Genomic DNA, 13,636 nt, shown 5'->3' on the forward strand with positions numbered 1-13,636 from the left:
CGATGATCCTCTGATTGCCGCAACCGCATGGGGACGGTTCCGCCGCATCATGTTGTGGATGGCGGTCGGCGGCGTGCTGTGCGTCGGCGTTGCGCTTGTCTGCTTGCGGATATGGGCTGGACCGATGCCTTTCCACATGATCCTTGCCACCATCATCGGGGTCTGGTTGACCTTCATGCTGGGGACCGGATTGATGGCGCTCGTGTTCCTGTCGAGCGGGACAGGACATGACGATCAGGTCATGGACCCGCTGAAGGACGAGGTATCGATCGATGACTGAAAAAAGGGGCGAACTGGTTCTGCGGGTGGTTCCCGGCATCACCCAGATCAATACCAACGGCCATATTTTTGGTGGGTGGATATTAAGCCAGATGGATATCGCGGGCGGCATCGTGGCGGGCCGACTGGCCGAAGGAGCGGTGGCGACCGTCGCGATCGATGGGATGAAATTCATATCGCCCATGCTGCTGGGCGATATTGTGACGGTCTATGCGCATGAGGAACGCCGCGGGCGGACCTCGATGGGCATTCGTGTCGATGTGGTGGCAACGCGCGGGGCGGATCAGCAGCAGATCGACCTTACCAGCGGCCTCTTCACCTTCGTCGCACTGGACGACCAGCATCGGCCCCGGGTTTTGCCCCCGCGCTGAATTGCCATTGGTCAAATATGAAAAGAGGGAGCGGCGCTAACGCCACTCCCTTTATTTCTGTTCTGCCGCCTGTCTCAAGCAGCAGCTTAGATCATTCCGCCGCTTCGGCAGCCGGGCGCGCACGGCGAGTGCGCTTGCGCGGCGCTTCCTCTGCGGCTGGCTCGCTGTCATTGTCGGCACGCGCGATCGATGGCGGCAGGACGGAAAGATCCAGCCCTTCGCTGCCCTCAGACTTCGCTGTATCGGCCTTGCGGGGGCGGCCCCGGCGGGCGCGGGGCGCTTCAGGCGCTGCCGCAGCTTCCGCTTCGGGCTGAGGCTCGGGCGAACGTTCCGCCACAGGCGCGGGGGCTTCCGGCGCTTCCATTTCCTGTCGCTCGGCTGCTTCGTAGGCAGGGCGGTCCCGGCGAGGCCGATCCCGACGATTCCGGTCGCGATTGTCCTGCTGGTCGCGCGGCTGATCCCGGCGACGATCGCCTTCATAGCCACGCTCGTAATGCTGCTGCTGCTGCGGCTCACCACGATTATCGTCGCCCGCATATTCCGGAGCGTCGAAATCATCGCCTTCATAATCGCCATTGTCTTCCGGACGGCGGTAGCGCTGCTGCTGCTCCTCCTGCCGGGCGCGATTGTCGGCCAGCACGCGGAAATAATGATCGGCAAACTGCAGATAATATTCCGCATTCACCCGGTCGCCCGCCATCTGGGCGTCACGAGCCATGTTCTTGTATTTTTCCAGAAGCTGCACCGCGTTGCCGCGTGCGCGGTTGTCAATCCGGTTGCCGTTGTCGCCACCGCCACGGTTACCGCCGCTGGGACGTCCATTATTGTTGTTCCGGCCGCGATTCCGGCGACCGGCCTGCCTGTTGTTGATCAAGACCTGGTCCTTGCGTTCACTTTGCCATCATTCACTGAAATCATCGGTCAGTCGCTATCCTAAAGCACGGCCTGCTTATCAGGCCGGGTAGGGCTCCGCCGGACAGGGGCTGCGCGACAGCCCTTGCCCTTACGCTGCCAGAGGCGCCTGCGCAGCAGCGCCGTCGTGACTTTGAAGGAGCGGGAAAACGGCCTTTTCTCGGCTAAGCCCCACAGAGCAGATCCTCAGGATAATGCCGTCCCTGCTCCTCATGTAGTGTCTTTGGCGGGATAAACCAAGCGAATTTCACTTGCGCCGGAGCAATTCCGGCGCGTTTGGTTCGTGGACTGATCAGCACGAGGATCAAGAGCGCTCAAAGCTGTGGAGAACGAGTAACGACCAGGCAACGGTCATGTCCCGCCATGTCCTTGCGCGGGGCCACGCCAAGCCCCTGTTGCTGAAGCAGGGCGGACACACTTTCTCTCTGATCATGACCGATCTCGATCGCTGCCATGCCGCCTTCGGTCAGCAGCCGGGCGATCATGGGCGCGATACGTCGATAGTCGTCCAGACCATCGACACCGGAGAAGAGGGCGCTTGCAGGTTCATGCAACCCATCGCCCGCAAGGTCGGCATCGCTTTCAATATAGGGCGGGTTAGCCAGAATGAGGTCGAACCGTTCAGCTATCCCCTCAGCCCAGTCCCCCAGTTGAAAGGATGCGCGCCCGGCAAGCCCGAGATGTTCGGCATTGGCCCGGGCAACGGCGAGCGCGGCGGCGGAGCTGTCCACACCGATGCCCGTCGCCTGCGGCCAATGATCCAAGGCCGCGAGCAGCAGCGCGCCCGATCCGGTGCCAAGGTCCAGGACTCGTACCGGTGCGCGCCCTTGGAAATGGTCAATCGCGGCCTCGATCAGCGTTTCGGTGTCCGGACGCGGGATCAGGACATCGGGCGTCACCCGCAGGCTGATCGTCCAGAAGTCACGCACGCCGGTGATGTAGGCGATGGGTTCGCCTTCGACCCGCCGGTCAACCAGCGCGCCAAAGCCGGAAGGCATCGTGAGATCTTGCTGGCGAAGCAACAACTCGTTGCGGCTGATGCCCAGCGCGTGGGCGAGAAGCAGTTCCGCGTCGAGACGCGCTGTACCGCTGACATTCTGGAGCCGGGCAGTCGCATTGCGGAGCGCCTGGGCGATGCTCACCCGATGCCATCCAGCTGCGCGAGGCGCGCGGCCTCATCCTCGGCGATCAGCGCGTCGATGATTTCGGCAAGTCCCGCGCCTTCCAATATTTCCGGCAGGCGGTGCAGGGTCAGGTTGATGCGATGATCGGTGACTCGGCCCTGCGGGAAATTATAGGTGCGGATGCGCTCCGATCGGTCGCCCGATCCCACCATCGCCTTGCGTGCGCCAGCCTGCTCGCTCTGCGTGCGCTCCCGTTCCGCCTCATAAAGGCGCGCGCGGAGCACCTGCATCGCCTTGGCCTTATTCTTGTGCTGAGACCGTTCGTCCTGCTGCGTCACCACGATGCCGCTGGGCAAATGGGTGATGCGCACGGCGCTGTCGGTCGTGTTCACATGCTGGCCGCCCGCGCCGGATGCCCGGTAGATGTCGATCTTGAGGTCGCCGTCGGCGATTTGCACATCCACCTCCTCCGGCTCGGGCAGCACCGCGACGGTCGCGGCCGAGGTATGGATGCGCCCGCCGCTTTCGGTAGCGGGGACCCGCTGGACGCGGTGAACGCCGCTTTCGAACTTGAGCTTGGCAAATACGCCGATGCCCGTGATGCTGGCGACGACTTCCTTGAAGCCGCCAACTTCAGACGCGTTGGCCGAGATCAGTTCCATCTTCCAGCCCTGCGCGTCGGCATAGCGTTGATACATGCGGAAGAGGTCGCCCGCGAAGAGCGCGGCTTCATCACCGCCCGTCCCTGCGCGGATTTCCAGCATGGCCGGGCGCGCGTCGGCAGCATCTTTGGGTAGCAGCTGAAGCGCCAGGGCGCGTTCGGCGTCCGGCAGCTGCCCTTTGATCAGCTGCATCTCCTCCTGCGCCATTTCGCGCATGGCGGCATCAGCGTCGGCGTCCACCCCGCCCGCCATATATTCGAGCGCCTGCAATTCCTGCCGGAGCCGTCGCACCTCATGCGCGGCCCGAGCCACCGGCTCGATCTCCGCATATTCCTTGGACAGCCGCACGAACTCCTCGGGCGCGAGGTCCGCGCGCGTCATCGACGCCTGCACCTCATCCCGGCGCGCCTCGATCTGCGCGATACGTTCGGCGGAGATTTGCATTAAGCCAGCAAATCTTTGAGCAGAACTGTTGCATGCAGAACAAGGCCATCAGCGAAGTCGATGGCGAATCTATTGGCGATTACGTCCTGCAACGTCGCGAGATTTAGCCCTATGACATGCTCATCATTTCCACGCGCCAGTTGGACCGATCCAATGCCTTCTGGAGCTGACACGGGAAGCCGCGTCTTTAAAATCCAATCGGGTTTCATATTCCGCGCTTTCCCGTACCTTTTTTTCAGGGAGCCGCTAGAAATGATCTCTGTACGAATGCCACTGCGGCGAAGAACTGTGCCGACTTTCAGCGCAAAGTGTTCTGAACCGAAATCTTCCACAACAACGACCACTTCGGGCCTTTCAATCTCCGGCATGTTCACCAACATCGCCAGCCGTTCGATCCCTGCCGCCCAGCCGACCGCCGGGGTCGAGGGACCGCCGAGATTCTCGATCAGCCCGTCATAGCGCCCGCCGCCCAGCACCGTGCCCTGCGCGCCGAGCCGGTCGGTGATGAACTCGAACGCGGTGTGACGATAATAGTCCAGACCCCGCACCAGCCGCGCATTGCGCTCCCACGCCACACCCGCCGCATCAAGGCCCGCCGTCACCTTGTCGAAGAAGCTGCGCGCTTCGTCGGTCAGATAGGCGTCGATATCCGGCGCGCTGTCCGCCACGGGGCGGTCGCGCGGGTCCTTGCTGTCGAGGATACGGAGCGGATTGCGGTTCAGCCGGTCGAGGCTGTCCTCGGACAGCTGATCGCGGTGCGCTTCGAAATGCGCGACCAGCGCCGCCCGCCAGGCATCACGGCTTTGCGCGTCGCCCAGCGTGTTGAGGTTCAGCGTCACGCCTTCCGATATGCCAAGCTCGCGCAGCAATTGATCGGCGAAGACAAGCAATTCGATATCCGCGCCCGGCTCCCCCGCGCCGATGATCTCGGCATCGAGCTGGTGAAACTGGCGGAAGCGGCCCTTTTGCGGGCGCTCGTACCGGAACAGCGGCCCATGGGTCGCCACCTTCAGCGGCGCATATTGCTGCCAGCCTTCGGTAACATAGGCGCGGGCGATACCTGCGGTGAATTCGGGACGCAGGGTGATGCTGTCGCCCCCGCGATCGTCGAACGTGTACATTTCCTTGGAAACGACATCGGTGCTTTCGCCCAGCGACCGGGCGAACACCGCCGTTGCTTCGAAGACCGGCACTTCAACGCGATGAAAGCCATAGAGCCTGCGGACCCGGTCAAAGGTCGCGGCCACATGGGCGAAACGTTCCTGGAACGCTTCCGCCGTACCCCCCAGCATGTCTTGCGTGCCGCGCACCGGGCGCGGCGTTTCAATTTTCGCCATGGGGATGCGCCTTTAGCGGTAAAGAAGGCGCAAGGAAACGCGCTTTTTTTGTCAGATAATTTCGTCGCTGTTCTTCGCGGTGGACGTGTAGATTTTGGTTCGTCATGCTGAGTTCATGAGGCAATTCCTGCCACGTCTTTCTCGGAGACAGCCATGATCCGCAGCCTTGCTGCCGCTTTCCTGCTTTCCACAGCCATCATCACCCCCCTCGCCGCTCAGGATGCCGTAAGGTCAAGGCCCGCCGCCCTGCCGGTGAATGACGCCAGCCCCGCGCCGCGCGACATCCCTTACCCCGGCGGCACCATCCGGCTGGAGGTGGACGCGACCGACACGACTCAGCGAATCCTGCGGGTGAAGGAGCATATCCCCGTCGCATCGAGCGGTCCCATGACCCTGCTGGTACCCGAGTGGCTGCCGGGCAATCATGCGCCGCGTGGGCAGATTGAGAAGATCAGTGGCATGACCTTCACCGCCGATGGCAAGCCGGTGGACTGGAAACGCGATCCGCTCAACGTCTATGGTTTCGTCATCGACGTTCCGGCGGGCGCGCGCGAAATCCTTGCCTCCTTTCAGTTCCTGTCGGCGACCCAGTCCAATCAGGGACGCGTGGTCGTCACGCCCAAGATGCTGAATATTCAGTGGGAGTCGGTCTCGCTCTACCCCGCAGGCTATTATACCCGGCAGATTCCGGTTCAGGCGACGGTGACCTATCCCGATGGCTGGCAGGCGGCGACCGCGCTGCGCGGGCGGAAAACCGGATCGACCGTCGCTTATGAGACGATCGATTATGAAGCGTTGCAGGATTCGCCGGTGTTCTCCGGGCGTTACTTTAAGCCGGTGGACCTGGGCCATAACGTCACGCTGAATATCGTCGCCGACGATGCCGACGAGCTGGAGGCCAAGCCCGACCAAATCGCCAAGCACAAGAAGCTGGTCGATGAAGCGGGCGCCCTGTTCGGCACCTATCATTTCGACCATTATGACTTTCTGTTCGCCATCACCGACGAAATGGGCGGCATCGGGCTGGAGCATCACCGGTCGTCGGAAAATCAGGTGGAGCCGGGCTATTTCAAGAAGTGGGGGGATGGCGAGGCCCTGCTGGACCGTAACCTTCTGCCCCATGAATTCACCCATAGCTGGGACGGAAAGTTCCGCCGCCCGGACCTGCTCTGGACGCCGGACTTCAACGTGCCGATGCAGGACAATCTGCTGTGGGTCTATGAAGGGCAGACGCAATTCTGGGGCTATGTCCTGGGCGCGCGGTCGGGGTTGTTCACGAAACAGGAGACGCTGGACGCCTACGCCCACATCGCCGCCAAGCTGGACACCACGCGCGGCCGGGAATGGCGGCCGATGGAGGATACGACCCACGACCCGATCATCTCGGCTCGCCGACCCAAGGGATGGACAAGCTGGCAGCGGTCGGAGGACTATTATAATGAAGGGCTGATGATCTGGCTGGAAGCGGACGCGATCATCCGCAAGCAGACGCGCGGTGCAAAGGGCCTCGATGATTTCGCCAAGGCCTTCTTCGGCATCAACCCCGGTGATTGGGGCCAGGTCGTCTATAATCGCGACGATGTCATAAAGACGCTCAACGGGGTTGCGCCCTACGACTGGGCCGGTTTCTTCGCCCGATATGTGGACGGCACGACGCGCGAGACGCCCAAGGGCGGCTTTGCCATGGGCGGCTACAAGCTGGTCTATGGCGACACGCCCAACGCCTTCACCAAGGCCGCCGAGGGCAAGAATATCGACCAAAGCTTCGGCATCGGCCTGATCGTGAAAGGCGATGGCGAAATCTCCAACGTCGTCTGGGACAGCGCGGCCTTCAAGGCGGGACTGGCGGTTGGCACGAAGATCGTCGCGATCAATGGCGATGAATATTCAGGAGAGGTGTTCAAGGCCGCGCTGAAGGCCGCCAAGCCGATGCAGATCATCGTCAAGCAGGACAGATATTACCGCACTTTGACGCTCGCTTATTCCGGCGGCCTGCGCTATCCGCGCCTCGAAAAATCAGGAGAGGGTGAAGGCAGCCTCGATCGGCTGCTCAAACCAAGGACATAATCACCCGCAACGCCAATTTGCATCAAAAGGCTTAGTCCCATGAATATCGAACTGATCCCGGTCGGCGACGATCCGCCCAACAGCCTGAACGTCATCATCGAAGTGCCGATTGGCGGCGAGCCTGTGAAATATGAATTCGACAAGGCGTCGGGCGCGCTGTTCGTCGATCGCATCCTGCATACCCCGATGCGTTATCCAGCCAACTATGGCTTCGTTCCGCACACCCTGTCGCCCGATGGCGATCCGCTGGACGCACTGGTGATCGCCCGCTCGCCCTTCGTGCCGGGATCGGTCGTGCGCGCTCGTCCGATCGCCGTGCTTAATCTGGAAGATGAAGCGGGTGGCGACGAAAAGCTGGTCTGCGTTCCCGACAACAAGACCTTCCCCTATTATAGCGACGTCGATGAAAAGGACGACCTGCCCGGCATCGTGATGGAGCAGATCGAACATTTCTTCACCCACTATAAGGATCTGGAAAAGCAGAAGTGGGTGCGCATCGGCACATGGGGCGGCGCGGAAGACGCCCGCCGCATCACGCTGGAAGCGATCGAGCGCTATCAGGCTGACAAGAAGGCCGCGTAAGCGCCTTCGCTTGAATGAGGGGCCGCGCGGGATATGTCCTGCGCGGCCCTTTTTTTGTTCATCCCTCAACAGCAAAGCCGTCATCCCAGCGAAAGCTGGCATGTAGATTCACGTTTGAAGTGCAACATTTGAGTTGAAGTGGGAGAATGCCTCGGCGGGAGTAAGGAAGTCGAGGCATTTTCTTGGGGTGTGGTTGTAGCGATCTGCGGCGTGTCGGATGAGGGCGTGATCGATGGCGTCGAGGTTGGTTTTGCGGGGCAGAGTGCGCCGCAAGCGTCCGATGGCATTTTCGACGCCGCCTTTTTGCCAGGTGACCGGACATCGCAGAAGTAAGGTCTGGATGCCGGTCTGCTTTGCGAGTTGATGATGTAGGGCGAACTCTGGCCCGTTGTCGAAGGCGATGGTCCGCCGCATGGGGCGCGGTAGTGTATCGAGGATGTCGGCGAGATGATTGGCGGTTCGCCTGGCCTTTCGATCCTGTGGTCTGTGGATGATGATGAAGCGGGAAGCGCGTTCATGAGCGACCAGGATGGAGTGGCCATATTGGGCGAAGAGCATGAAATCGGCTTCCCAATGACCGGGGCTGTGCCGGTCATCAGCCTCAAGGGGCCGTTCGCTCAAGGGGCGACGATGCTTGATGATGTCGATCATGCTGCCGCCGAAACGGACATGGCGACCGCGCCTGTGCTTGGCGCGAGGCAGCAGGCGATGCCAATAATCCTTCTGCGCCGAGCGGTGGTAGATGAAGCGGTAGATTGACTCATGGCTGATGAGGGTGCGACCATGCTCGCGCGTCAGTCGGCCGACGATCTGTTCGGGGGACCATCCCATCGCAAGGCGGGTCCTCACCAGATCGCGCAGGTCCGGTTGGCGTTCCAGCTTGAAGCGGCAGTCCCAGCGCCGCCGCCGCTCGGCAAGATGCTGGGCGCGAACAGGCTCGTAGCCACCAGGCCAGGCCTTTGTCCTGACGCTGTTGCGCCGCAGCTCGCGGCTGATCGTGGACGCCGCGCGCCCCAGATGCACCGCTATGGCTCTTCGAGATATACCGCCTGCATGCAGCCGGTAAATCTCGATCCGCTCCTCAAGGCTGAGCTGGCCGTAATCGTCTCCCATCGCAACACCATCCTAGCAGGTGTTGCACTTGTTCCGTGAACTTAGGGGATCTCAGGAGCGCGCGCGCGAGCAAGCCCGAAATCCCAGCTTCCGCTGGGATGACGTTTCGAGCAGAGGGAGTCTGCCCCCCCCCTAAATCAGCCTATCCGCCTCTAGCGCCGCCGCCAGCGAATCACGCCCGCGCGGCAGACGGGCGTGCAGCCGTGCATCCGCTTCCGCCAGCCGCTCCACCCCTACAGTCAGCTGCTCCTCAGGCAACGTAAAGGGCAGGCGCAGGAAGCGCTCGAACGCGCCGCTCACGCCAAAACGCGGACCCGGCGCAACCCGCACACCATGACTTTCGGCGATCGCGGCCAAGGCAGTCGCTTCGGCGCGCGGCAATTCGGCCCAGAGCGACAGACCTCCCGCAGGCGATTCGACACGCCAGTGCGGCAGATGCCTGTCGATCTCGCCGATCAGATGGTCCCGACGGGAACGCAGCAGGTCTCCGCGCGGACCAAGACCTTCATCGCTGTCGATCAACTGCGCGACGGCAAGCTGCTCCACCACCGGACTGGCCATATCCATTGTCGTGCGCAACCGTCCAAGCGCCGCGATCGTCTGCGGATCGGCGCGAATCCATCCGACACGCAATCCACCCCAGAAGATCTTGCTTGCCGATCCCAGGGTGATGACCTGACGCCCTGACGGATCATGAATCGCCACCGGTGGCGGGGCGGGAAAGTCGAGACCCATCGCCACCATGGTTTCATCAATAATCAATGGCGTGTGCGTACGCGTGGCCGCTGCGACCAAGGCGCGCCGCGTCGCCGGGTCCATGCTGCGCCCGGTCGGATTGTGAAAATCCGCGATGACATAGGCAAAGCGCGGACTTGTCTGGCGGAACGCCGCCTCCATGGCGTCAATGTCCCACCCTTGCGCGGGAAGCCCCACAGGCACGGGCACGACATGCGCGCGCTGCAACGCCTGAATGACATTATGATAGGTCGGATGGTCTATCACGGCCCGGTCGCCTGGCCCCGTCAGCCATTGCAGCAACAAGGCAAAGCCCTGCTGTGCGCCGTTGGTGACGATGATCTGGTCGGGGCTGGTGGGGCAGCCGCGCCGTTCGAACTGCGCGGCGATCGCGCGGCGCAGCGGCGGCAGGCCGAGCGGATCATAGCCAAGATCTCCCAGAAAGGCCGGCAGGGCTTCAACCGCCGCCTGGCAGGCGCGCCCCACCCCCGGCGCGGCAGGCAGTGCGGCATGAGTCCAGTTGAGGATATTCCCGCCAGTGGGCAGGTCCAATTCAGGCGGTTCGGGATGTATCCGACCGGGCGGCAGGCGTGTGACGCTGCCCGAACCCTGACGGCTTTCCAGATAGCCCTCATCGCGCAACCGGTCGAACGCAGCCGCGATCGTCGTGCGGCTGAGACCCAGCGCGGCGGCCAGTTCCCGTTCGCCCGGCAGGCGCACGTTCAGCCCAACCCGCCCGTCCAGCACCAACATGCGCAGTGCATCGGCCAGTTGGCGATAGGCGGGTTCGGCGCTCTCCGCGACCCGCCAAGCGCCCAGCAATCGAAGCAGCGAGGGTGGACGAAGAGCAGAATTGGACATGGAAGCGACTCTTTCTGATCACAAACACAATTCCACTTAGAAAACACAGGCTATTTTGTAAAAGGCCAATATATCTTCAGCGTCTCAACCGGCCACCAACCGGATCGACGCGCTCGACACCCAGCCGTTAAGGCACGGCCCGGCATAGGCTTGCTTCCGGTCAACTGGCTCAGACAGGCCGCAGTCGGTCGGTGGCTGCGGCACGACGACCACACCAAGCCACTTCTGGTCCAGACTGCGGGTGCATACCAGCGCTCTCGCTCCTTCCGCCAGACGTCCGACCTCCTGCGCCTCGGCAAAAGGCGCGGCACGGATAGCCAGACCCTGAGCGGCGACGCGAACCGCCTGCCCCATCGCGGCACAGGCATCCAGTCGCGGGCCATCCTCGCCAATGGTGACAGGGCGCGTAATTTTCGCTTCCAGCCGGGTTTCGGGCATGTCGTCGCGCGATGCTCCAGCGATGGAGCTGTTGGGCAACTGCTCCAGCACGTCGCTGCTGTCGGAACAGGCGCCAAGCATCAGAAACAGGGGGATGATAGCGCGCATGCGCCCCTGATAGACCGGCCCATCCTCAAGCGGAAGCAGGCATGTTTCGCTTTAGTTTCTTTGGGGCTTTCCCTATATGCTCGGGCATGAGCGAGGAAAGTCAAAACACCCCCAACGCCAACGCCTATGGCGCCGACAGCATCAAGGTCCTGAAAGGCCTGGACGCCGTGCGCAAACGGCCCGGCATGTATATCGGCGACACCGATGATGGTTCGGGTCTGCACCATATGGTGTTCGAGGTCAGCGACAATGCGATCGATGAGGCGCTGGCCGGACATTGCGATCGCATCCTGATCACGCTCAATCCCGATGGGTCAGTCAGTGTCGAGGACAATGGCCGCGGTATCCCTACCGATATCCACAAGGAAGAAGGCGTCTCTGCGGCGGAGGTCATCATGACCCAGCTGCACGCGGGCGGCAAGTTCGAGAACACATCGGACGACAATGCCTACAAAGTGTCGGGCGGCCTGCACGGCGTGGGCGTGTCTGTCGTCAACGCGCTCAGCGAATATCTGGACCTCAACATCTGGCGGGACGGCAAGGAGCATTATATGCGCTTTGCCTATGGCGATGCCGTCGCACCACTCAAGGTCATTGGGGACGCTCCCGCAGGTAAGAAGGGCACGAAGGTCACCTTCCTTCCCTCGACCGAAAAGGCCTCCGGCGACGGCGGCACCTTCAAGAACCATACCGAGTTCGACTTTGAAAAGCTGGAGCATCGCTACCGCGAACTGGCCTTCCTGAACTCCGGCGTACGGCTGTTTCTGGCCGATGCCCGGCATGAGGAGAAGAAGGAAGTCGAACTGTTCTATGAGGGCGGCATCGCGGCCTTCGTCAAATATCTTGATCGCAACAAGACGCCGCTGATGCCCGATCCGATCGCGATTTCGGGCAGTCGCGACGATGTGACCATCGACGTCGCGCTGGAGTGGAACGATTCTTATTATGAGAATGTGCTCTGCTTCACGAACAACATTCCGCAGCGCGACGGCGGCACGCACCTCGCCGCCTTCCGCGCGGCGCTGACCCGAACCCTTAATAATTATGCCGACAAGTCAGGCATGTTGAAGAAGGAAAAGGTGTCCCTGACCGGCGAGGACATGCGCGAAGGCCTGACCGCTATTGTGTCGGTCAAACTGCCTGATCCCAAATTCTCTTCACAGACCAAGGACAAGCTGGTTTCGTCCGAAGTCCGCCAGCCGCTGGAAAGCCTGATGGCCGACAAGATGGCGGAATGGCTGGAGGAAAATCCGGGCCATGGCAAGATGATCATCCAGAAGGTGATCGACGCCGCAGCCGCCCGTGAAGCCGCGAAGAAGGCGCGCGAACTGACCCGGCGCAAAGGCGTGATGGACATCGCCTCCCTGCCCGGCAAGCTCGCCGACTGTCAGGAACGCGACCCCGCCAAGTCGGAACTTTTCCTGGTCGAAGGCGACTCGGCAGGCGGTTCAGCCAAGCAGGGCCGCAACCGGCACAATCAGGCGATCCTGCCGCTCAAGGGCAAGATCCTGAACGTCGAGCGCGCACGCTTCGACCGGATGCTGTCATCGAAGGAAGTCGGCACGCTCATCCAGGCGATGGGCACCGGCATCCGCGACGATTTCAACCTCGAAAAGCTGCGCTACCACAAGATCGTCATCATGACCGACGCCGACGTCGATGGCGCGCATATCCGCACGCTGCTGCTGACCTTCTTCTACCGGCAAATGCCGCAGATCATCGAGGCGGGGCATCTCTATATTGCCCAGCCGCCGCTCTACAAGGCGACGCGGGGCCGGTCCGAGGTCTACCTCAAGAATGAAGCCGCGCTGGAGCAATATCTGGTCGACAATGGCGTCGATTCCATGGCGCTGGAAACGACCGGCGGCATGCGTTCGGGCGAAGACCTGCGCTCGCTGATCGAGCATGGCCGACGGATGCGCGCAGTGATGCGCTATGTGCCGCGCCGCTACAATCCGGCCATCATCGAGGCGCTGGCCATCAACGGCGCGCTTGACCCGGAACTGGGCCATGACGCGCAGGCGGAACGGCTGACGGCGACCGTCAAGTGGATGGACGCGCAGGATGACGAGGGCCGCTGGAGCGGCCGCATTGCCGAAGAGGGCGGCTTCCATTTCGAGCGGCTCTGGCGGGGCGTAACCGATCACCACATGATCGAACATGGCTTCATCGGTTCCGCCGAAGCGCGCAAGCTGCACTCCATCGCTGCCGAGGAAGCCGACAGCTATCGGACCACCAGCCGCCTGGTCACCGCAAAGGCTGCGGCCGCTGCCGAAGAGGCGGGGGAAGACGATCTGCCCGTGATATCCAAGGGCGCGGTCGTCGTCACCCGGCCCAGCGAATTGCTGGAAGCGGTGCTGACGGCAGGTCGCAAGGGCCTCGCCATTCAGCGTTACAAAGGTCTTGGCGAGATGAATGCCGAGCAGCTGTGGGAAACCACGCTGGACCCGGACAACCGCTCGATGCTGCGGGTCGAGGTTGAGCAGGCGGACGTCGCCGACGAGATCTTCACCCGTCTGATGGGCGATGTCGTCGAACCACGGCGCGAGTTCATTCAGGACAATGCGCTAAACGTCGCCAATCTGGACGTCTGATCCTGGTAG

At 62.2% G+C, this 13,636-nt stretch carries 12 protein-coding genes (1 of these 12 only partly in view); 5 read left to right on the top strand and 7 right to left on the bottom strand.

Translation table 11 applies throughout. The features are described from left to right. Positions 1-280: the 3' portion of a hypothetical protein gene (locus ACZ5YV_RS11415; protein WP_464787716.1), read on the top strand. Its footprint begins 20 nt before the window's first position; the window shows 280 of its 300 coding nt (coding positions 21-300); its start codon lies off the left edge, out of view; the stop codon is at positions 278-280. Beyond that, on the top strand, positions 273-650 hold the full coding sequence (locus ACZ5YV_RS11420; protein ID WP_464787717.1) for an acyl-CoA thioesterase: 378 nt from the start codon (positions 273-275) through the stop codon (positions 648-650). The genes ACZ5YV_RS11415 and ACZ5YV_RS11420 overlap by 8 nt, the downstream gene beginning before the upstream one ends. 91 nt (positions 651-741) lie before the next feature. Here ACZ5YV_RS11420 and ACZ5YV_RS11425 read toward each other — a convergent pair whose 3' ends face one another. The 4 genes from ACZ5YV_RS11425 to hisS form a co-directional block, all read right to left on the bottom strand. Further along, entirely contained in the window at positions 742-1,524 is a 783-nt protein-coding gene (locus tag ACZ5YV_RS11425) for a DUF4167 domain-containing protein (protein ID WP_464787718.1), read from the bottom strand. A gap of 352 nt (positions 1,525-1,876) precedes the next feature. Then, complete coding sequence (prmC, locus tag ACZ5YV_RS11430; RefSeq protein ID WP_464787719.1) at positions 1,877-2,704, bottom strand: peptide chain release factor N(5)-glutamine methyltransferase; 828 nt, start codon at positions 2,702-2,704, stop codon at positions 1,877-1,879. Then, complete coding sequence (prfA, locus tag ACZ5YV_RS11435) at positions 2,701-3,792, bottom strand: peptide chain release factor 1 (RefSeq protein WP_464787720.1); 1,092 nt, start codon at positions 3,790-3,792, stop codon at positions 2,701-2,703. The genes prmC and prfA overlap by 4 nt, the downstream gene beginning before the upstream one ends. Beyond that, the gene (gene hisS / locus ACZ5YV_RS11440; RefSeq protein WP_464787721.1) at positions 3,792-5,129 is read right to left on the bottom strand and encodes a histidine--tRNA ligase; all 1,338 of its coding nucleotides are present in this window, start codon (positions 5,127-5,129) and stop codon (positions 3,792-3,794) included. The genes prfA and hisS overlap by 1 nt, the downstream gene beginning before the upstream one ends. 153 nt (positions 5,130-5,282) lie before the next feature. On the opposite strand from hisS, the gene ACZ5YV_RS11445 reads away from it, so the two are divergent. Further along, positions 5,283-7,196 (top strand): M61 family metallopeptidase, encoded by a 1,914-nt coding sequence (locus ACZ5YV_RS11445; RefSeq protein WP_464787722.1) that lies wholly within the window; start codon positions 5,283-5,285, stop codon positions 7,194-7,196. A 39-nt stretch (positions 7,197-7,235) separates the two neighbouring features. Next, positions 7,236-7,778, top strand: coding sequence for an inorganic diphosphatase (gene ppa, locus ACZ5YV_RS11450; protein WP_449474486.1), 543 nt, complete (start codon positions 7,236-7,238; stop codon positions 7,776-7,778). Positions 7,779-7,886: 108 nt separating this feature from the next. Here ppa and ACZ5YV_RS11455 read toward each other — a convergent pair whose 3' ends face one another. The 3 genes from ACZ5YV_RS11455 to ACZ5YV_RS11465 all read right to left on the bottom strand — a co-directional run bounded on the left by ACZ5YV_RS11455 (position 7,887) and on the right by ACZ5YV_RS11465 (position 11,033). Beyond that, the gene (locus ACZ5YV_RS11455) at positions 7,887-8,891 is read right to left on the bottom strand and encodes an IS30 family transposase (protein WP_464787723.1); all 1,005 of its coding nucleotides are present in this window, start codon (positions 8,889-8,891) and stop codon (positions 7,887-7,889) included. 132 nt (positions 8,892-9,023) lie between these two features. Further along, the gene (gene yczR, locus ACZ5YV_RS11460; protein ID WP_464787724.1) at positions 9,024-10,487 is read right to left on the bottom strand and encodes a MocR-like transcription factor YczR; all 1,464 of its coding nucleotides are present in this window, start codon (positions 10,485-10,487) and stop codon (positions 9,024-9,026) included. Between the two features lie 84 nt (positions 10,488-10,571). Continuing rightward, positions 10,572-11,033 carry a hypothetical protein gene (locus tag ACZ5YV_RS11465; RefSeq protein WP_464787725.1) on the bottom strand — a complete coding sequence of 154 codons (462 nt, stop codon included), beginning with the start codon at positions 11,031-11,033 and terminating at the stop codon, positions 10,572-10,574. 86 nt (positions 11,034-11,119) lie between these two features. Here ACZ5YV_RS11465 and gyrB point away from each other — a divergent pair, with 86 nt between their 5' ends. Then, positions 11,120-13,627 carry a DNA topoisomerase (ATP-hydrolyzing) subunit B gene (gene gyrB / locus ACZ5YV_RS11470; protein WP_464787726.1) on the top strand — a complete coding sequence of 836 codons (2,508 nt, stop codon included), beginning with the start codon at positions 11,120-11,122 and terminating at the stop codon, positions 13,625-13,627. Positions 13,628-13,636: the final 9 nt, after the last annotated feature.

This window comes from Sphingobium sp. TomTYG46 (assembly GCF_055396345.1).

Excerpts from the sequence above, each read along its gene's own strand:
- ACZ5YV_RS11420 (WP_464787717.1), top strand. The coding sequence starts at position 273 with ATGACTGAAAAAAGGGGCGAACTGGTTCTGCGGGTGGTTCCCGGCATC.
- yczR (WP_464787724.1), bottom strand. The coding sequence starts at position 10,487 with ATGTCCAATTCTGCTCTTCGTCCACCCTCGCTGCTTCGATTGCTGGGC.
- gyrB (WP_464787726.1), top strand. The coding sequence starts at position 11,120 with ATGAGCGAGGAAAGTCAAAACACCCCCAACGCCAACGCCTATGGCGCC.
- prfA (WP_464787720.1), bottom strand. The coding sequence starts at position 3,792 with ATGCAAATCTCCGCCGAACGTATCGCGCAGATCGAGGCGCGCCGGGAT.
- ppa (WP_449474486.1), top strand. The coding sequence starts at position 7,236 with ATGAATATCGAACTGATCCCGGTCGGCGACGATCCGCCCAACAGCCTG.
- hisS (WP_464787721.1), bottom strand. The coding sequence starts at position 5,129 with ATGGCGAAAATTGAAACGCCGCGCCCGGTGCGCGGCACGCAAGACATG.
- ACZ5YV_RS11455 (WP_464787723.1), bottom strand. The coding sequence starts at position 8,891 with ATGGGAGACGATTACGGCCAGCTCAGCCTTGAGGAGCGGATCGAGATT.
- ACZ5YV_RS11465 (WP_464787725.1), bottom strand. The coding sequence starts at position 11,033 with ATGCGCGCTATCATCCCCCTGTTTCTGATGCTTGGCGCCTGTTCCGAC.
- ACZ5YV_RS11445 (WP_464787722.1), top strand. The coding sequence starts at position 5,283 with ATGATCCGCAGCCTTGCTGCCGCTTTCCTGCTTTCCACAGCCATCATC.